Here is a 19672-nt window from a genome sequence, read left to right on the forward strand (position 1 = left end):
GATCCGCAATCCCCGGCGGGGGTTGAAACCGGCTCGCATCCAGGGGCGATCCGCAATCCCCGGCGGGGGTTGAAACCCCCGCCTAATAGCGCAAGTCGGTTAAAACCGACTGAAATGCTTTTATTGTACGGTTCCGAGTTAGTTTTTAACCGAATGCAACCGAATGCAAGGGATGCGGCTCTTATTTTAATCTCCGGTCTCGGGATATTATTTTAACGCAGGGATTGGAGAATCTGGGCAATTTCTTCCACGGTGAGGTCTTCATCGAGCAAAACCCGCTTTCCGTCTGCACTTTCCACCACCACATCCATATTGCCTTGGCGCTGTTGTTTTGCTTCGAGATACCACTGGCGAATTTGTTCGGCAATCTGCAAGCTTCCGGCAACAATGCCTACAATTGTGGCAACGGTGGTTAACCCTTCGGTTTTTTTCGGTTCCGCCGGTGTCTCTATACTACCGGATAATCCGGGAATGGCGAGTAAGTCTTGCGCCGCCTCTGCGGACCGGTTTGCCTCGATCGCGATCTTAATTTGTCCCATCGGTACTCCTTGCGATAACCCTCGGTCAATTATACTCAATCTATAGCCCTGTGGCGCATGGCTTACGCGCTTTGCCCGTGCCTCGGCCCGATTTCAATCCCCCGCCATTTCAGAGGGTGCGTGACCCCCGAACTACATTTTGTCTTCTTCCCACTCATTTACTGGCGGGGGTCACGCACCCTCCGGTGCCTACCCTGGCGCGATTTCAATCCCCCGCCTTTCTACTCCACAGATAAAACCGGACAATCCACCAAATAAGGCGAATCAAACTCGGTCATTTCTCCTGCTTTCTTCCCGGGAATGGGGAACAAGCGGGCAGAAAGAGGCTTATCCAATTTAATCGCTAAAGATGCCACATCCAGCAAAATTGCTTCAATCTTATCCACAGAAAGATTGCCAGGAAGGGGTACGGTATCCAAACCGCAACCGCAAACCGAAGAATATAATAAAAGATGGGTCAGATTGTAGGTTGCATCGGTAGCGCGTTGGGCCAATCCCACATCTTCGCAAACCGGCAGCATCAAGCCAGAATATCCGCACAGCGTCACGGATAACCCTTTGAGAACGCGGGTTATAAGATGAGAAATTGCCAGAGTTCCGGAGTGACCGAATCGGGCTAATTCGAGTTTTTCATAAGCATAAGCGATGCTTGCTTTTTTGTCAAGAGCCGGAACCACCGAGGCATCGATTCCGCCGTAGGGGACTTCCAGGGTTTCGGAAATTTCTCGGGCGATCGCCTCCACATTTTCTAACGCTTCTGCATAGATTTCTTGCAATTTTTCTTCTGCCTTTTCCAGATTTTTAGCGGCGGAAAAGGCTTGCATCAGCAAATCCCCGGATTCCAAGCCCAGGGAAAAGGCCATTTCCCCCTCATGGTACGCAGCGGGAAAAAAGGGAATTCCCGGGGGACAATTCGCGGAAGCGCAAAAGCGAAAATTACCCACCCCGGTTTCGGTATTTTCGGCGATTTCTTTTATCACTTCTGCCGATTCGCGGACGCTAGGTAAATCGATACCGTTTTCGGCATCGCCGATTTTGCTGGAACAGTAAATCAGGGAAGTATTCTTGTTAATTGTCGGAATCAGGGAAATGGTTTGCGGATTATCCACATAGCCGATATTAAACCCATCGAGTTTCAACTTTTGACAAAGGGTTTCGAGGTTTTGCAATTGTTCGAGCATTTCCGAGGCGGAAAAATCCAGGAGATAATCGGCCCAAGAATTGGTACAAACGCGAGTGGATTGCACTTCATAGCCTTTTTGCTGAAAAAACTGCTTGGCTTGATGATTGAACCGGGCAGCTTTTTGCACGATCGCCTCATCTTTAGGAGAGTCGAGGACAATACCGGTAGTAATGGTTCTAATTTTCATCAGAGCTTGGGTAGTGATTTGCGTGAGATCCGTTCCAGGTTATAGGATTGCTTGGGGGAAACGATCGCCCGGTGGATTCTGTCAGGTTGCCCGTTTCCTCATCTAGCACTTTAATCACCTGATTATAAAGGGCTTCGGCTTGTTGCGGGGAATTCCCGATACTGGTTAAGCCAATTTTGCCAAATTGCGACAAACAGCCCATCAGATGAAAAACGCTGCCGGTTTCGGTACTGGTATCGAAATGCAGTTGGCGATCGGCGATAATATCCATTAAATCATTGGGAAGCAAGCCGATATAGCGGTTTTTTTTCAGGTTATCCGTAGCGCGATAAAATTTCGCCCGTCCGTGTTGGCTGTAAAATAAACCAGTGGCGCGATCGTATCGTCCTTTAGTGAGCAATTTAAGGCCCATAAAGGGATGAGTGGTTCCCCCTTTGCGGAGGTTAATTTCAATCGCAAACACCTCCCACTCGACGCGATCGCCAACCTGCTGCGGAACGGCGATAAAGTCTACCCCATAGCGTTCTAATGCGCCTTTATCCGCCAAGTTTTGGCCGACGCGCATGCCTAAATCTTGCAACTGCAATCGATAGGCTTCATCGGCGGGAAAGCGACAACCGAGAAAAATTTGCCCGTCACTTCCGCCGAGAATTTGGTCGTGAGTGGAGAGAATTTCTACCTCTTGGCTGGGAGTAATCCGCCCTTGCACGCTAGGCGATCGCTTATTTTTCCCTGCGATAAATGCTTCGGCAATTGCCCCTAATTCCGGGATGCGACGGGAAAAGTTATCCCAAGTTTCCCCATTAGCTTGAAAGCGCATCAAAGGAAAGCGATCGCGCAGGGCTTTGACCCGTTCTCCGGGGGAAAATTCATTTAAAAATCGCAAATCGAGCAGGGCATTTCCTTCTCCGGAAAACCCTTCATTCAGTTTAATCACCATTTGCGATAAGGGTTGGTTTTTCTCCCAGACTTCTACCGTGGCTTCGGCTAAATCTTCGGCGGTCCAGACCAACTCGCTACCGGGGGGATGGGGGATACCGCATTCGGCAAAAATTTGCCGCGAACCGCTTTTGGTTCCCCATTCTAACAAGTCCGGATCGAGGGCGAGTAATGGAATGTCCAGTTTCACCGACAATTCCCGTTCGTAAGGGGTGGAATTGTAACAAATCATGTAGGATTTTTCCGGTCGCAATGCTTGGCGGATGCGTTCCATTAAGCGCGGGCGATCGAGGATTTTTTGCGTGAGAGATTTGGGAGAAGAGTCGTAGGTGGAAAACAACAGCAGGCGATCGCGGGCGTGGGAAAAGGGGATTCCGGGTAGCAGGTGCAGGTAATATTCGATCGCCATTGGATGCAACGGTTGCGAGGTGACGTAAATTAACCGCGTTCGAGGATTTTGCAAGCGCATTAAGGAAAACAGGTGGCGTTCTTCGTAGTGGGCGACGCCGGGAATTTTTTGCAGTTCTTGCGAGTCGAGGGTCAGAGAAGCCACGACTAAAATATCGCAATCGCTGCGGTCAAATTCATCTATCTTTTGCCAGCGATCGCGCAACTGTGCCTGCAGGCGGCGAAATTCTACCCCATAATTGGCCGGTAATTGGTTTTGAGTTAGCATAACCTCGACTCCCTCTCGATTCCAATACTTGTAATTTTACCGAGTCGGCGATCGGTCTCGAGCAAAATTGTCATATTTAGTAACATTTACTACGCCCACTTTGGCAAAACTGCCTCAATTCGTGGCTTTGCGCCTTCCAGGGTCGCCCCCGCCCGGTGTTTTTACCCATTACCCGAACCAAACCAGAAGGAAGTTGTCCCTTCCTCGCCCAGGGTCGCCCCAGGGGATTCCTTCGCCCCCCATTCACACTCAAGGGCGATCGCGCCTGAGTGTTTTTTATACCAAATCTCTCAATGCAGCGAACCGCCGAATTAAACAATATGTAAATCAACACAATAAAAGCGGGAGATTGAAATCCCCCGCGTTTGAGTAGCGTTCCCCCGGCGGTTGTATCACTCGGGGTTCTGGAGATAGAGAACGCCCCTAGGGGTGGAAACCCGAGGGCGATCGCGCCAGATATCTGCACCGTCGAACCTTATTTTGCCACAGACTATGCCACCGTAGAACGGGTCGAATCGTTAGGGGGTTTTGCGGGCAATAAAATCAAGCGATCGCCGGATTTTTCCCCATTCTTCCCATTCCCCTGCTGACTTTCTTCTGACAAAAACAGCTCGCGAATCAAGCGCGCTAGGGCACGTTGCGCCAAACCGCTGGCAATTTTCTGACCCATTTTTTGCGTTTCCGGCTTCATCAGCAGCGGCGGAATTTGTTGCATCAATTCATTAGTATCAAAGCCGCGCGTTTCTTGCAGAATTGCCCAAATGCGTTTGATATGTTCTATTTTCTGCAAATCCGCATTGCTGGTGTTGGCGGGAGCAGGGGTTTTGGGTTTTTTCAAGCCCACCCATTCTTGCACCACAGACCCGGCATTGGTGAGGGCATCTCGCGACAACCCATCTAAACTTTTAATCAGTTCTTCCACAATGCGATCGCGAATAAACTCACCCCGTTCGGACAACAAAAATTCCAACGCTTGATTCAACCCTTGCGACAGGTCGAAATCATCGCTATCTTTTGCATTTCGCAACAGATTTTCCAACCGATTCCAGCGAAATTCTCCTTCTTTAAACAGTAAATCGCGCAGAGACGAGCGCAACTCCGGTGAAGAATCGGTTAACAACCGTTTCGCCACATACGGATAAGCTTTGCTCAGCACTTTAAACTCGGGGTCTACATTAATCGCAATCCCTTCCAACGTCACCAAAGACCGAATAATCAATGCATAATAGGCCGGCACCCGGAAAGGATACTCGTACATCAGTTCCGAGAGTTGGTCCGTAATGCTTTTAAAATTCAGTTCGGCAACGCTTGCCCCCAACGCATCATTAAACACATTGGCCAACGCGGGAATAATCGGCGTTAAATCCGTATCCGGGCTTAAGAACTCTAATTTAACGTAATCTTGCGCCAAGCCTTCAAAATCCCGATTCACCAGGTGAACCACCGCTTGAATCAAGCCATAGCGCTGATAGGATTTTACCTCGCTCATCATCCCAAAATCGAGGTAAGCGAGCTTATTATCTTTGGTCGCCAGCAGATTGCCCGGGTGCGGGTCGGCGTGGAAAAAGCCATGTTCTAGCAACTGGCGCAGGGAACAGTTCACCCCCACTTCAATCAGATATTTCGCGTCAATGCCTTGGGCTTTTAACGATTCGAGTTGGGTTAATTTCGTCCCGGCGATCCACTCCATTGTCAGCACCCGGCGGCGGGTGTATTCCCAATAGATTTTAGGGATGTAAATATCCTGCAGATGGCCGTATAATTCGCGGAAGCGATCGGCATGTTGGCCTTCTGTGGTGTAGTCCATTTCTTCATAGATGCGCGTGCCAAACTCATCCATGATGGCCACCAAATCGCTGCGAACTTGTTTGAGATTGTTTTGCGCCCAAATACACAATTGACGCAAAATATAAATATCGCGAGCCATCCGTTCGGCGAGACCGGGGCGCTGGACTTTTACGGCTACGGTTTCGCCGGTTTTCAGTTTGCCTTTGTAAACTTGGCCGAGGGATGCCGCCGCCACCGGATCCGGGGTCAGTTCGTCGTAAATGACATCCGGGCGATCGCCGAGTTCTTCTTCAATAAACTGATAGGCCACTTCGTTGGGAAAAGGCGGCAATTGGTCTTGCAATTTAGCCAACTCTTCCAAATACAACGGCGGTACCAAATCGGGACGAGTGGACAAGGCTTGACCCACTTTAATAAAAGCCGGCCCTAACTGGGTCAGCATGATTCGCAGTTGTGCGGCGCGTCGCCGTTGGTTTTTTTGGCTGCGACCCCGTTGTTTGTCCCACCAAATCCCGAATGCCAATTTCAACATCGGCCACAAAATGGCGAACCGACGCCCCCAAACTTCTAAGGGACGGCGGCTATAATACTCGGTAATGGCAACCGGGTCGTACATCAAAGCGTCGGTTTCCGCTTCTACGGTGGGGGCTGCCGATCGCTCCGGTATCGGGGCAATGGGTGCGGGTTCGGCTTCCACAGGAATCGTCTGCGGGGGTGCCTCCCCGGGAATTTTTTCCAACCCAGAAGCCTTGCCGGCAACGGCATCAGCTTGTGTTGGGCGTGAGGAACGAGATACGGGCTTAACTTGCATAAATTCGGAACCTAGTTGGGGAACCATGTTAATTATTGTAACAATTCGTTTCCATCACACCGTCACTCGATTGGCAGAATTTTCCGATCGCCGGGAAAACAACCTGGGGAATTGCAGTTGAGCCATCCATCATGGGTAAAAACCGAACCGCGAGGTCCAAGCCACCGACAACCGAGTCTCAATCCCCCCGATCGCGCTCAATTCCATCGCAAAGGGCGCGATCGCTCAAATCCAAATTCCCATTCGTCTCTAAATAATCCCCCACCCACTCGCAACTTGCCGCCAGTATATTTTCCAACTCGATCGCCTGCTGCAAATCCCACACGATCGCGATGGCATCGACCCCCGCCGACACCAATTTTTTCCCATCGGCACTAAATTCCACCGACCACACGCGCCCTTGATGACCGTTCAAAACCGCTAACTGTTTGCCATCCGCACTCCACAGGTTGACATTCCCCTGCATGCCGGTACTGGCGAGCATTTCACCATCGGGACTAAACGCGATCGCCGGAATCATGTCATTCCCCTTCATACTGAAACTGGCGCGCAAGGTGCCATCAGTGCCCCACAGCTTCACCGTATCGTTGCGACTGCTAGAGGCCAACACCCTGCTATCGGGCGAAAACGCCAAACCCAACACCGTCCCTTCGTGACTCTCCATCGACTGTCGCAGATTGCCATCCCTGTCCCACAGGTTCACAAACCCACTGGTTCCTCCCGAGGCCATCCATTCCCCATCCGGACTGAACGCCACCTGCCAAACTTTATCCTCATGGGGCAAACTATACAACAATGTACCATCTCGCTGCCACACTTTCGCCGTGCGATCGCCGCTGGCACTCATCAGCCACTGGCTGTCGGGACTAAAGCGCACCGACCACACCGCATCCTGATGTTCCTCTAAGGTGGCGAGTTCCGTGGCCCCTGTGCCGGTTGGCGACAGTTCCCACAGTTTCACCGTGTTATCGTAACTCGAAGTAGCTAACAATGTGTTATCCGGGGAAATATCCACCCCCAACACGCCACCCGTATGTCCCGGTAGAGTCGCCAGCAACTTGCCATCCACTCCCCACACTTTGGCTACCCGGTCGTCACTCCCGGACACCACAAACCGCCCATCCGGGGAAAAACTCGCATCTAACAGATCGTTCTCGTGCCCGCGCATAACCGTCAGCATCGGGTGATTGAACCGCCACAGTCGAATCGTTTTATCTTCACTGGCAGAGGCGAGAGTCTGGCCATCGGAACTGAAACTCACACTCCAGATGCGGCTGTTGTGACCGCTGAGAGTGTATAATAAAGTGCCATCTGCGCTCCACAGTTTGATATCATTTCCCAAATCGGCAGTGGCGAAGGCAATGCCGCGACGACGGGCGAGACTCTCTGGCGGGCTAAACGCCACCGACCACACCCACCGACCTTCCATCGGCAAAGTAGCCAAAACCGTGCCATCGGTACGCCAATGTTTGGCAGTGCCGTCATTGCTGCCGGAAAGGAGGGTTTCCCCGTCGGGACTAAATTTCACGTCCCACACCGCATCGGTATGGCCGGTCAGGGTGCGAATCTCCGTGCCATCGGTGCGCCATAATTTTACCCGGTTGTCTTGGCTGCCAGTGGCGAGGATATCCCCGTCGGGGGAAAAGGCGATCGCTTCGAGACCAGCGCTATGCCCGCGCAAGGTGGCGGTTTTCTCCGCATCCACCCACCCTTGCTTTCCCCGACGCCAGAGAATGGCGGTTCCGTCTTCACTGGCGGTGGCGAGGGTCTCGCCATCGGGGGAAAAGGCAATGCTGCGAATGCTGTTGCCATGACCGGTGAGGGTGGCGATCGCCCTCCCGTTGCGCGTCCAGATTTTGGCCGTTTTGTCACTACTCGCAGAGGCGAGGAATTTGCCATCCGGGGAAAAGGCTACGTCTAAAATGTCTCCGGTGTGACCGGTGAAGCTGTGGAGTAACTCACCATTGCGCCCCCAGAGTTTTATCGTATCGTCGTTGCTACCGGTGGCGAGATATTCGCCATCGGGGGAAAACACCACCCGCCAGATGAGGTCTTGATGACCCACCAATCGGTTAAATTCGTCGGCCCCGTAAAAGCTGCGCCGCAGGACGCTTTCTACCTTGCCGGTGATGTCCGGGGGTGGGGACTCCACGGTTCCCATCAGTTTTCGGGCGCGCAGGGCGGTGATTAGGGCATCGAGGTGTTGATTTTGGTTGAATAAGGCTGAGGCGGAGGTGACAAGGGCTTTAATTTCCCCGATCCGCGCTTGTCTTTCGCTGGCGATCGCTTGCCGATACTGCCAAAATGCGGTGATTCCTAACCCGGATGCTAACACCAATGCAGCACTCAAGGCGGCGAGAAATAATCGTTGCAGTTTGGCGGTGTTTCGTTCTTGTGCGAGTTTGGCTTGGATTGCTTTGGATTTTTCGGCTTCTAATTTGAGTTGCATTTCTTGGCGATCGAATTTCTCACAAGCCGCTAAAAATTGATAGTCTAAATCGCTCAAACTTTTTCCCTGCGCCCAGCTTCGGGCATCTCTGAGGGCTTGCCCGCGCAGCAGTCGCGAGGTATCTGTTTGCTGGGAGGCAATCCAGGCATCTAAGGTTTGGGAATACGGTCGCAGTTGCCCGAGTTGCGCTTTCACCCACTGCAGGTTAAAAATTTCTCGATAAATTCTATTTTTGATTTGTAAAATATCTCCCTGTTTGACAATTAAGCCACACAGCAGCAAGTTCATTTTTTCCGGGCTTTCATCTGCGGTTACGGCTGGGTTTTCTCCCGCTTGCGCTTGCAAAATTTGCTGGTAAATTCCCAGCATTCTCCCCACGGATTTTTCCTGGCGCATAATGCGATCGCGGATGGTTCGCAAGTGCTCTGGTTCGTCCTGCGATTCCCAATTCTGGAGAATTCGCGATCGCACCAGTTCTCGGATGAAATATTGCGGGTCGCCTCGGGATGGGTTTTTGCTCCCAGTTACTTTTTCCCAGTCTGACTCGACTACAATCGAACATAATTTTTGCGTTAAAAATGGTTGCCCGTCGGTCCAGGCTAATATCTCTTGCAATACCGCCTGCGGGTTTTTGATGTTTTTGGCTTCAAATCCCACCCCTAGGGGTTGGGCTTCTTCTACAGTGAAGCCGCGCAATTCTATCGGCTTGCCAATGTTAAATGGCGTCCGCTTTTTATCCGCAATTAGGTCCCCCGGAGTCGCCACTCCAAAAATCCCAAAGCTCAATCGGTTGTATTCTGGATTGATGGGACGTTGATTGTAACAGGCGCGAATGTAGGCAAAAAAATCATCCACGGGAAAGTCTAACCCCAAAACGCTATCGATTTCATCGATGAGGATGACGATTTGACTCTCGGGAAAGTGAACCTGCAATATTTCTGCAATAAACTGATTGAGTTTTTGGATGAAGGATAGGTCTTCTCTTTCCCGCCACCAGGTTTTTAAGTTGAGTTTTCCCCATAAGTTAAAATTGCGCCATAAGTCGGTGACGATTCCTTTGTACCATTGCAACGGGGTGATTTCTTCACTCCCGATCGCGCTCAAATCTAGGGTCGCGCATTTGACTCCTGTTTGTTGCAGTCGTTGGCGAGTCCGAACCAATAAGGAGGATTTTCCCATCTGTCGGGAATTGAGCACGTAGCAAAATTCGCCTTTTTTTAAAGCCTCCTGTAGTTGGGCGTCGGCTTGGCGAACCACGTAGGTCGGCGCATCGATCGCAAGGCTACCGCCGACTTGGTATTGATATTCGCTGGGATTTTCTAGGGTTAGCACGATGGGGTGGAATAGAAAACAACAATCAACCGATCTTGGGTCAGTTCGTTACTCGAGCAGCTTTGACGTTTGCTTTTCCATACACCCTGAGTTTGGCACGGGTCCTCTTCCAGGAATTATACCTTAATTTGCCAGGGTTTTCGTCTATTCCAACAATCCATAATCCAGTTTTTCGCTGACGGTGACGCGATCGCGCCCCTTCCTTTTCGATTGATAAAGCGCTTCATCAGCCGCACTCACCAGGATTTCCGGCAATTCTTCCGAGGTGGGAATGGTGCAAGCCACGCCTAAACTTACGGTGAGAATGGGGGAAACGCCACCCATGCGATATTCGTCATGGGTGATTCCCAATCCTTTGATTTCTTCTCGGATTCTTTCGGCTAAGTAAAAGGCACTAAATGCTTCTTTCCCCGGCAAAATCACCGCCAGTTCTTCCCCGCCATACCGCGCGGCAATTTCTTTTGGTCCTTTGAGCAATTTTTGAATCGTATCGGCTACTTTTCGCAAGCATTTATCGCCGGCGGGATGTCCGAAGCTATCGTTATAAATTTTGAAAAAGTCGATGTCGCATAAAATTAAGGACAGGGGACTATTTTCTGCGGCCAAGTTTTCCCACTCTTCTTGCAGGTTGGTATCAAAAAAACGGCGGTTGGGAAGCTGGGTGACGCCATCAATATTGACTAATTGCGTTAACTGTTGGTTGACTTGTTCTAATTCCTGTAGGCGAACGCTATAATTTGACAGGCTTCGGTTTTGCTGGCTGAAATAGCGGCGATATAACTGACAAGAAACCTGGCAGCGATCGCCTTCTAGCTTCACCAGTCCCATGCTTTCGAGTTTGTACGCCGCGATCGCTTCGAGTTTCACGCTTCCTTCGGTGGCGATCGCCTCTTGCAATGCCGCGTCTAATTCGGGATCTTCGCGCAAGGTCGCTAACAACTCTTGTAAGTGATTCCGATAAATTCCGCTGGCGGTGGGCGCTTGCTCTAATAACTGCTCTAGGCTCACTCCTTGACAAGCCAAATGATACAGGGCACACTGGATTAAATACGGATGTCCCCCCACTAGATTCATCAGTTCTGTGGCGTTTTTGTTATCTCGCCACCCTAGTCCATACCGTTGCGCTAAATCAATAATCTGCTCTAATGTAAGTTCGGGTAATTTAATCGGCGAACCCACATTAAAGGGGGATTGATTGAGATTTAAAGGCACGTAAACTTCGGTGGAATGAACCACCACCAGTCTCAGTTTCTCGAAGCTCTCTGCTTGTTTCGCGCTTTCATGCCAAGAGCGCAGCAGGGGCAGAAAGTCTTTGGCAATCTTGGTATGCTCAAAAACTTGATTGACTTCGTTTAATGCTAATAACAGCGGCGCGTTGATTCCCTCGAGCAAATACCCTTGAAAATACAGGGTACAACTGACTTTGCTGCCAATATCTTCGTCCCAATATTCATCGAGCATCGGCTTGAGGTGCAATTGCCGCGCTACGTTGGCACAAAACCAGCGCAAAAATTTATCGAGGGACGCAAAAACTTCTTCCTCGGCTTGCTGAAAGTCCACAGTTGCCTTATGATATCCTAGCTCGGTGGCTTGGTCAATAATCCGCAGCATCAGGGAGCTTTTGCCCATTTTTCGCGGTGCTTTGATCCGAATCACGCTCCCCGGTTGGCACAGAAGGCGGTAGCTATTCTGCTCGATTGGGGGTCGCTCAATGTAAAAGTGGGAATTGAGGGGCAACGGTCCACCGGGAAAGTGGAGGTCTTTTGCGGGTTGGTTCGCGATTTGCTGATTTGACATGGTTCGCCTGGGTTGTTGGTTTGGCGGTGGATTGGCGGGGAATGACGATCGCATGCTTGGGCGATCTCTGCTCAATTGGATGCAGAGGGTCGCTTCGCCCCGTGCCGTTACGGAAGTTTAGCCCCTGGATTGGCGATCGCATTTGGCTATGACGCGCTTTTGCTGTTACTGTCTCTTTACCATACTCGACGCAGTTCCCCTCCCTCCAAGCGCTCCTATTTTCATTTTTAACACTATATCCGTCCCGGCGGTGGAAGCTTGTTCCTTCGCAGTTTAGCAAAACGTTTTTTCACCAGAAGTTTCGGCGCTGTTCCTATCCTCGGGAAAGGAGGCGATCGCGGCGCGTCGCTCTTTCTGTGGCTTCCCCCTTTCACCCCGGTTTTCCCACTGCCTCAATTTTTATCTGGCTTTCATTTAGTGATTCGTGGGGGATGGCGATCGCTCTCCACTGCAGTGACTCTCCTTTTTCCCCACTATCATGTAAACTATTATATATCTGTAATTTAAGCAACAAACGCGAAAAATAGATAAGCGGGTTGGCATATCGAGCGCCCAACTCGCCTTAAGCTAAGTGATGGTCTCGGGAGCGATCGTCAGCCAATTGAACTCCACAGAGCGACCCGTTCCCCCACATCGCCACAGGTGGGGGTCAAGGAGCGTCAGAATAGTGCGACAATAAACTCATCTAAAGCGCTACAGTAAAGGGCGGGAAAGATATCCCTCACACCCCGCCTACCCCACCGCTTTTAGAAAATCGAGCAGAGCATTGTCCAGGGAAACGCCAGCCCACTTCAGGTTAAAGCAGGCCAATGGCGTGGGTGGGAAGAGCGCATGGGAGGGCAATGAAAATGCCGATGCCAAGGGCAAGCCAGTGCCTGATGATGTTTTTTCCCAGAAAAAAGAGGGTTTGGCATCGGAAATCGTTGTCGCGCAGGTAGAGCATCTGAGGATGGCGAGGGGATGTGGGAGAGCCGATCGCGCCGTCGGCTTAATTATCTGCGAGAACCCAAGTTTTTTGCGCGACCCAAGCGCCATCCCATTCTTCTGGGGGTGGGTTTTTCAGCAGACGCTGACAGCGTTTCAAATGCAAGCGAGCGGCGCGATCGTTGCTATCGATTTCGAGAACCGTAGCAAATTCACCCATTGCCACCGCAAACTTGCGATTCAGATAATATTGGCGTCCTTTATCGTAATGTTCCATCACCTCTTGGCTTTTCGGGGGAATGGACTCCTCCTTGAGGCCCAAATATTGATAAAGTGCCACCGGTTGGTGATTCGAGCGCATTCGGATGCGATCGAGTTCTCGCGACCAAATTCGGTCTTTGCAATACTCGTAAGTTTTTTCGCCGATGACGATATCGCAGCCATACTGATCGCTGACGCCTTGGAGGAGATAGCCCAGATTGATTCCATCTCCCACTGCGCTGAACTGTAACGTGCGATTAGCCGCCACATCATTACTGATTGCCACATCGGAATTAATCCCGATGCCCATTGTAATCGGCGGTTTATTTTCTCCTGCCCGATGGCGATTAAACGCTTCAAGCTGCTGGTGCATGGCGATCGCGATTTCCAGCGCCACCCAGGCATGATTGTCCAAAGGCTCGGGCGCACCCAATACCACCACCAACGAATTACCAATACAAGCAATTTCGAGTTGATTATCCAATCTTTGCTTGTACTTTTCAACCGCTTCGAGCATCGATTGAAAATAATCATGCAGCAGATCGGCCACTTCTTCTGCTGCCAAATTTTCTGTTAATCTGCTGTAGCCGCTAATTTCGGCGAATAAAACCGAAACCTCATGGCGGGCATCGCTACCGTTTACCATATTTCATACAAAATGTCAACCAAAGATCCAATCCAGAGGGAGAAATCAGGAGTTAGAGAGGCACGACGCGCCCTCGTTTGACTCCTGACTTCACAGCGTCGATCCATGAGAATAGGATACTACTTTTCAGTCAGCTTCCAGACGCCATCCCAGTCATCCGGTGGGGGTTCTACAACAAAGTGCTGACAGCGCTCCATATGCACCGCCGCCGCTTTATTGTTTTTATCGATTTCCATAACTTCCCCAAACTCTTTGAGTGCTTTGGCGAACTGGCGCGAGAGATAATATTCGCGACCCTTAGAATAGTGTTCTACGATTTTCAGTTTTTCTTCCGGTATCGGATCCGATTTCAGACCCACCAGTTCGTAGATTTTCACCGGTTCGCTTTTTCCCTTCACCGTAATGTAGTCGAGTTCTCTGACATAAATTTTATCGGCACAGGGAAGATAGGTTTTTTCGCTAATGACAATATCCGTGCCATACATTTTACTGGTTCCTTCCAGACGAGAACCCAAATTCACCCCATCGCCGATGGAGGTCAGTTCCATGCGTTTGCTCGAGCCGATATTACCGCTGACCACCTCATCCGAGTGGATCCCAATCCCGATTTTAATGGTTTGCTTACCCTCCGCTTCGCGGATGTTGTTGAACTCGATTAAGCGTTTCCGCATTTCCACAGCAGTTTGCACCGCGCACCAGGCATGATCCTTGAGCGGTAGCGGCGAACCGAACACCGCCATAATTGCATCCCCGATGTACTTATCCAGGGTGCCTTTGTACTTAAATACCGCGTCCACCATCGACTCGAAGTATTCGTTGAGCATGGCGACCACTTCTTCAGCTTGCATCCCTTCAGTGAGGGTAGTGTAGCTGCGGATATCGGAGAACAGCACCGAGACTTCTTTGCGCTGACCCCCCAACCCGGTATCTCCCGAGGCGAGCAACTGTTCCGCCACTTCCTGAGTCATGTAGCGGTACATGGTGCTCTTGAGGCGTTTTTCATCGCTGATGTCTTCCATCACCACCAGCGCGCCATAGACATTGGTGGGATCCGAGGCATCGGCAATGGAGTTGATCGACAAGTGGATGCTGTGTTCTTCGTCGTTGCTCGCGCATACCAGGGTTTGATCCGGGTAATACTGCTGACGGGCTTTTTCGTCTTTGCCTTCTAGGGCGGCATCAAACCACTTGGAGAAGTCTCCGGCTTCCAGACGGATCAAATCGCGTACCAACTTGCCTTCCAGGCGATCGCTATTTTCCATCCCCAGCAAGATCCGAGCGCTTTCATTTGCGGCAATCACATGTCCCGACTTATCCGTAGAAATCACCGCATTACTCAGACTCCGGAGGATATCGCGCTGGAGTTGCTCTTGCTGCTTAACCGTAGCAAACAGCTTCGCATTTTGCAGCGCCACTCCCGCTTGGGTATTAAACGCCTGCATGAATTCCTGGTCCGAGCGATTAAAACTCGCTTTCCAGCAATCGGGTGCGTTGGGCCATTCCGAGGGGTCGTAAGGCGGATGCTCCCCTTGTTTCTTTTTATTAACCAGTTGCGTCACCCCGATGAGTTCTCGATCGGAGTTAAACACCGGCATACAGAGCAAACTGCAAGTTCGGTACCCGCTGGTTTGGTCTACCCGCTTGGAAGTTTCCGACCCCTGATGATCGTACAGGTCAAACGGAATATTCAGCGGTTCCCCGCTTTTCGCCACCGTCCCGGCATAGCCCACCCCCATCGGGATGCGAATTTCTTTCAATTCGCCACGCGGTCCGATGGGAATTTTCGTCCACAGGTCATTTTTGTCGCGATCGATCAGCCACAGGGTGCTGCGATCGGCATTCATTAGCTGTTTCGCCTCATCCATCACCTTTTTCAAGGTTTCTTCCAAATCGAGGCTGCTCTTGCTCAAAGATTGCGTCGCCGACATGAGGGCCGCCGCTGCCCGTTGTCGTTGCGTCGCTTTATAGAACGATCGCGAAGATTCCAGGATCAAGCGAATCGAAGGAGCAAACTCTTCAAAAACGTTTTCATCCTCTTCGGTAAACCCCTTGGCATTAATCCGTTCTGATAGGGGCGCTTCTGGATCGTGGAGTTTTTTTAACTTATTCAGTAATTGAACCACCGCCACCAGATCCCCTTGCTCGTTCAACAAAGGCATGCAGAGCATGGTGTAGGTGCGGTAGCCGGTTTTTTTGTATTGTTCTTTAGCCGCTCCCGAGCGGGGATCGTCAAAGAAATCAAACGGAATATTGACGACTTTTTTAAAGGTAGCCACTTCTCCGGCAATGCCTTTATCTGCCGGAATCCTAATTTCTAGGGGTTTTCCCCCCTCTCCTTTGGCGATAATCGACCACAGTTCGTTTTTTTCTTCATCGAGTAGAAAGATAGTGGAGCGATCGGCTCCGAGCAGTTCTCCCGTTTTCAGGGTAATCGAACGCAACATTTCGTCGAGGATGGCATCAAACCCTTGGCTGTCGAGCAGGCTGTCGAGCATGGAGAGGGTTTGATTGACAACTTCTAACTTTTCTTCGACGTCTTTGACGACTTGAGTGAAGCTGTCTTTGTTTAGCGGAGCGAGAAAGGCGGAGAAGGTTCCCTGCGTCCGCGCTAATGCGCTACTACTATGGTTATTTGGCGGAGCAGATGTTGCGTCACTCTTGGGTTCCGAACTCTTGGGTTCCGATCGTTGATGCACTTGCTTGCCTTCTACTTGCGGGGTCACATCAATGACGGCACCACTACTGTGGTCCCAACCCTTGGGATTTGGAGATGCAGCTGTCATAGCAATCTATACTCTTTACTTCAGACCAGGAGTCAGCGAACGTCGCATTAGTGTGTGAGTATCCTGTCGAAAAAGCCTTTGGGATTTGTGGTACGAAGCCAAACCGATCCAAGACTACTTCTCAGTTTACTCTCTCCTTAAATCAATAGACATCGGATCCACGAAATGGCTTTCGTTTGGAGGAATCAGGTGGCTGAGGAGCGCTTGTCGGTATCCGAGGGGGGAGTTTTCATCCCCTCCAGAGCACAGCGACCCCCCAAGACGATTAAGAGCGCTTGTGAAAATTTTGATATGAGCGATGCTTTTTTTGATGTGCCCCTTTGTACGATTTTTTACGTTTGTCAGCATTTCTCTAAACTTCAAGCTCAAGGGTGGACCGGAAAGTGGATGTTTTCCGAAATCGGCGTGCTGTTAGTGGAACGGCTCTTTGAGGCCCGATCGCCTCTAATGCCTGGGGTTTATCGCCTGAGATGGCGATCGCCGAACCTTCTGTCTCGGATCTAGACGTTCTTGCTGACGATTGTATTATTTTGGCACAAGAAACGGAACAATTCATCCACAACGCTCATCAACTCGCGTTCCCGTGGCTGTCATCCCCCAACCCACTGCTGCCACTGTCATCCCCCACCCCCTTGACCCGTGATTTTTTTCCCTGTAGGCGAAGGGTTGTTCGTCAAAACTCCCGGAACTGCTACCTGCCGATCGTGGATTGACCCGGGCCAGTTCGCGAGGCGCATCGAAGGCGCTTTTCATCGAACCGATTCGAGAAGCCACCCTGAGTACCGCAAACCCTTGGGTTGGGTCTGAGGTGGGCCTGTGGGTACCGGGCGTGGGAATAGGGCGATCGCGCACCCGAGTGAGGCAGGTACCCTGGGAGCCAAACGTCCCCCTCAATCCTACGGATAATAAAGGATAGCGGCGCTTCTTGTACCCCAATTCTAATCGCAGATTGTTCCGATCGACTAGCGGTGTCACTCACCCCAGGGGCAGGCTGGGGGTTTGGAGTGCCAAGGGCGGGAAAATGGTGGGGAATGGAGGGGGTTTCGCCTGCTACCGCCCCGGGGCGATCCCGGCGGTTTATCGCCGAGGTTAGGAATTAGGGGTAGAGGATGGGGAAGAGGGGGAATCAGAGGCAGGGGGATTCTCATAGCTGAGGGAGCTTCCTTGCCGTAAGGAGGCGGCTTGATTGAGTAAAGATTGCGCCCAGGCGATCGCTTCTTCGGCGGCTTGGCCCCCAGCAAGCTGAGCCAATTCTTCCCGACGTTGGTGGGTTTCCAAGGAGGTGACGCGAATAACGGTGCGCGCCTGTGCAGCCATCACCCATTCTTCTGGTGGCATGGGGGTTGAGTGGGGCTTGTCTGGGTCTGCCTCGATCGCTCCACCCACGGACTCACCGGATTCTTCTTTTAGGCTGCCCACTTCTGGTGTGAGGGTTTCAATCACTTGTTTGTTCACCCGGAAGTGATAGTCAGCCATTGCTGCCACGATCGGTTGGTGGGTGACGAACAGCACTTGTTGTTGGGCGGAAAGCTGGTGCAGCTTTTCGGCGATCGCCCCTGCCACTCGTCCGGAGACCCCCGCATCAATTTCATCAAACACCAAGGTTCCGGCTGTATCCACCTGGGAAAAACAAGCTTTCAAGGCTAGCAAAAACCGACTCATCTCTCCCCCGGATGCCGTTTGAGCCAACGGCTGTAGGGGTTCTCCGGGATTGGGACTAAACAGAAAGCAGACCCGATCGCCCCCGGTGGTGGTAGGGGGAATGGGGCACAGCTCTACTTGAAACTGCACGCGCTCCATTGCCAGGGGTTTGAGTTGCTCTACCAACCGTTTTTGCAACTTATCTGCCCCGGCGCGACGCAACTGGGTTAAGCGATCGCACGCTTGCTGCAATTTTGCTTGTCGTTCGCGGTAAATCTGTTCTAGGGCTTCGATGGAGTGTTCCGCGCCGGTGAGTTCTTCGAGTTCGGCTTGGATCCGCGTGGCATAGGCGATCGCTTCGGCCAAACTCGGTCCGTATTTGCGACAAATATGCTTCAGTTCCCCCAGGCGATCTTCAACCTCTGACAAGCGATCGGGGTCGGCTTCCAAACTAGAACTGTAGCTGCTCATCTGACGTCCGGCTTCGATCGCCTGGGCTAAGGCATCGCTCACCATCTCCAACACCGATTTGAGCGGAGGATCGTATTCCACCATCTCGCTAAGGGTGTTCTCTACCTGCCCGAGTAAATCTGCCGCCGCTGCTGACCCGCGATCGTTTTGGTACAGGGCTTGATAAACTTCATAACTCTGCTGCTGCAACTCCACCACATGAGACAGCCGCTGTCTTTCGCTCTCTAACTGTTCCAACTCGTCGGCCCGGCTCAAATTCGCTTCTGAAAGTTCTTTAACCTGATATTCCAGTAAATCCAACCGTTGCAAGCGCTGCTTTTCGAACTGACGGCTATCTTCCAGCTTCCCCCGGGCGGCGTTGCACTCGGCATACAAACTGGCGATCGCCCTGCGCGCGGCAAGAATCTCTTCACCCCCAAATGCATCGAGCCAGTCGCGCTGACGTGCGGTTTGTCCCAGTTGCACGGTTTGCCCTTGGGCGGTGATTTCTACCAGGCGATCGCGCAGTTGCTCCATTAGCTGCCGATTGACTAACACCCCATTCAGGCGAGAGCGACTTCTCATCGTCCCCCCTTTGGCAACCACCAGTTCCCGACTGACCACCAATAAACTCTTCTCTAACAGTTCGATTTCCTGGTCTCTTACCCACTCCCTGACTTCTGCCTCTAAATCAAAGGTCGCTTCAATCAACGCCCGCCTCGCTCCCGTCCGAATCGCTCTAGCCGTACATTTGCCCCCCAATACCGCATCTACGGCGTCGAGAATAATCGACTTACCCGCACCGGTTTCTCCCGTCAACACGTTCAGCCCCCTGCCGAATTCTAATTCGAGGCGATCGATTAACGCAAAGTTTTCTATCCGCACCGACAGCAACATAACGTTTATTCGTCCTTACACAGAAGATGCTTTCACGGGATCCAAGCGCTTAGCCGGCGTCGGTTCCCTCGCGGTTCGCAACCCCTTGGCTCGCTCCACCACGGGTTTGCTTAGCAACGAATTTACGCCAACAAGCCGATTTCTTGTCCGCTTTTTCTAAAACTACACGAAAAAAACTCGGGAGCTTGGTAGCCCCGTCTCTTTAGAGCGGGGCGGAAAAGCCACGGGCGCGGCTTTAGCCGCAATGATATGATAGACTCCTATCACCAACTCTTTGACCCAAATGAAAGGAGCTTAACATCCCGTGAGGGCAGACTTGCATCATGCAGAAATGTCGGTAGCAAAGGCGTTTCATTGGCGAGAGATAAA

General features: G+C 51.5%; 12 protein-coding genes. 2 read left to right on the forward strand and 10 right to left on the reverse strand.

Annotated features, from left to right (window positions below; all coding sequences use genetic code 11):
• Positions 1-216, forward strand: a 216-nt coding sequence (locus AC0QH1_RS19610) for a hypothetical protein (RefSeq protein ID WP_324632972.1), incomplete at its 5' end; no start/stop codon positions are given.
• Here the strand turns inward: AC0QH1_RS19610 and AC0QH1_RS19615 are convergent.
• The 8 genes from AC0QH1_RS19615 to AC0QH1_RS19650 all read right to left on the reverse strand — a co-directional run bounded on the left by AC0QH1_RS19615 (position 213) and on the right by AC0QH1_RS19650 (position 16315).
• A complete protein-coding gene (locus AC0QH1_RS19615; RefSeq protein WP_324632973.1) occupies positions 213-539 on the reverse strand; it encodes a hypothetical protein in 327 nt (108 codons plus the stop codon). The genes AC0QH1_RS19610 and AC0QH1_RS19615 overlap by 4 nt on opposite strands.
• Positions 540-760: 221 nt before the next feature.
• Positions 761-1909: a DUF711 family protein gene (locus AC0QH1_RS19620; protein WP_324632974.1), complete on the reverse strand. Its 1149-nt coding sequence runs from the start codon at positions 1907-1909 to the stop codon at positions 761-763.
• Positions 1899-3524: a peptide ligase PGM1-related protein gene (locus tag AC0QH1_RS19625; RefSeq protein WP_324632975.1), complete on the reverse strand. Its 1626-nt coding sequence runs from the start codon at positions 3522-3524 to the stop codon at positions 1899-1901. Before AC0QH1_RS19625 ends, AC0QH1_RS19620 begins: the two co-directional genes overlap by 11 nt.
• 490 nt (positions 3525-4014) lie before the next feature.
• A complete protein-coding gene (locus AC0QH1_RS19630; RefSeq protein WP_442957343.1) occupies positions 4015-6123 on the reverse strand; it encodes an ABC1 kinase family protein in 2109 nt (702 codons plus the stop codon).
• Positions 6124-6301: 178 nt separating this feature from the next.
• Positions 6302-9904 carry a WD40 domain-containing protein gene (locus tag AC0QH1_RS19635; RefSeq protein WP_324632978.1) on the reverse strand — a complete coding sequence of 1201 codons (3603 nt, stop codon included), beginning with the start codon at positions 9902-9904 and terminating at the stop codon, positions 6302-6304.
• A gap of 144 nt (positions 9905-10048) precedes the next feature.
• Complete coding sequence (locus AC0QH1_RS19640; protein WP_324632979.1) at positions 10049-11701, reverse strand: AAA-like domain-containing protein; 1653 nt, start codon at positions 11699-11701, stop codon at positions 10049-10051.
• A gap of 988 nt (positions 11702-12689) precedes the next feature.
• Complete coding sequence (locus tag AC0QH1_RS19645) at positions 12690-13532, reverse strand: adenylate/guanylate cyclase domain-containing protein (protein WP_324632980.1); 843 nt, start codon at positions 13530-13532, stop codon at positions 12690-12692.
• A gap of 119 nt (positions 13533-13651) precedes the next feature.
• A complete protein-coding gene (locus AC0QH1_RS19650; protein WP_324632981.1) occupies positions 13652-16315 on the reverse strand; it encodes a GAF domain-containing protein in 2664 nt (887 codons plus the stop codon).
• 291 nt (positions 16316-16606) lie between these two features.
• Here AC0QH1_RS19650 and AC0QH1_RS19655 point away from each other — a divergent pair, with 291 nt between their 5' ends.
• The gene (locus AC0QH1_RS19655) at positions 16607-16819 is read left to right on the forward strand and encodes a hypothetical protein (protein ID WP_324632982.1); all 213 of its coding nucleotides are present in this window, start codon (positions 16607-16609) and stop codon (positions 16817-16819) included.
• A 48-nt stretch (positions 16820-16867) separates the two neighbouring features.
• Here the strand turns inward: AC0QH1_RS19655 and AC0QH1_RS19660 are convergent, their stop codons facing one another.
• Positions 16868-17290: a hypothetical protein gene (locus tag AC0QH1_RS19660; protein ID WP_324632984.1), complete on the reverse strand. Its 423-nt coding sequence runs from the start codon at positions 17288-17290 to the stop codon at positions 16868-16870.
• A 114-nt stretch (positions 17291-17404) separates the two neighbouring features.
• On the reverse strand, positions 17405-19303 hold the full coding sequence (gene recN / locus AC0QH1_RS19665; RefSeq protein WP_324632985.1) for a DNA repair protein RecN: 1899 nt from the start codon (positions 19301-19303) through the stop codon (positions 17405-17407).
• Between the last annotated feature and the right edge of the window lie 369 nt (positions 19304-19672).

It is taken from the genome of Phormidium sp. CCY1219, from assembly GCF_055795085.1.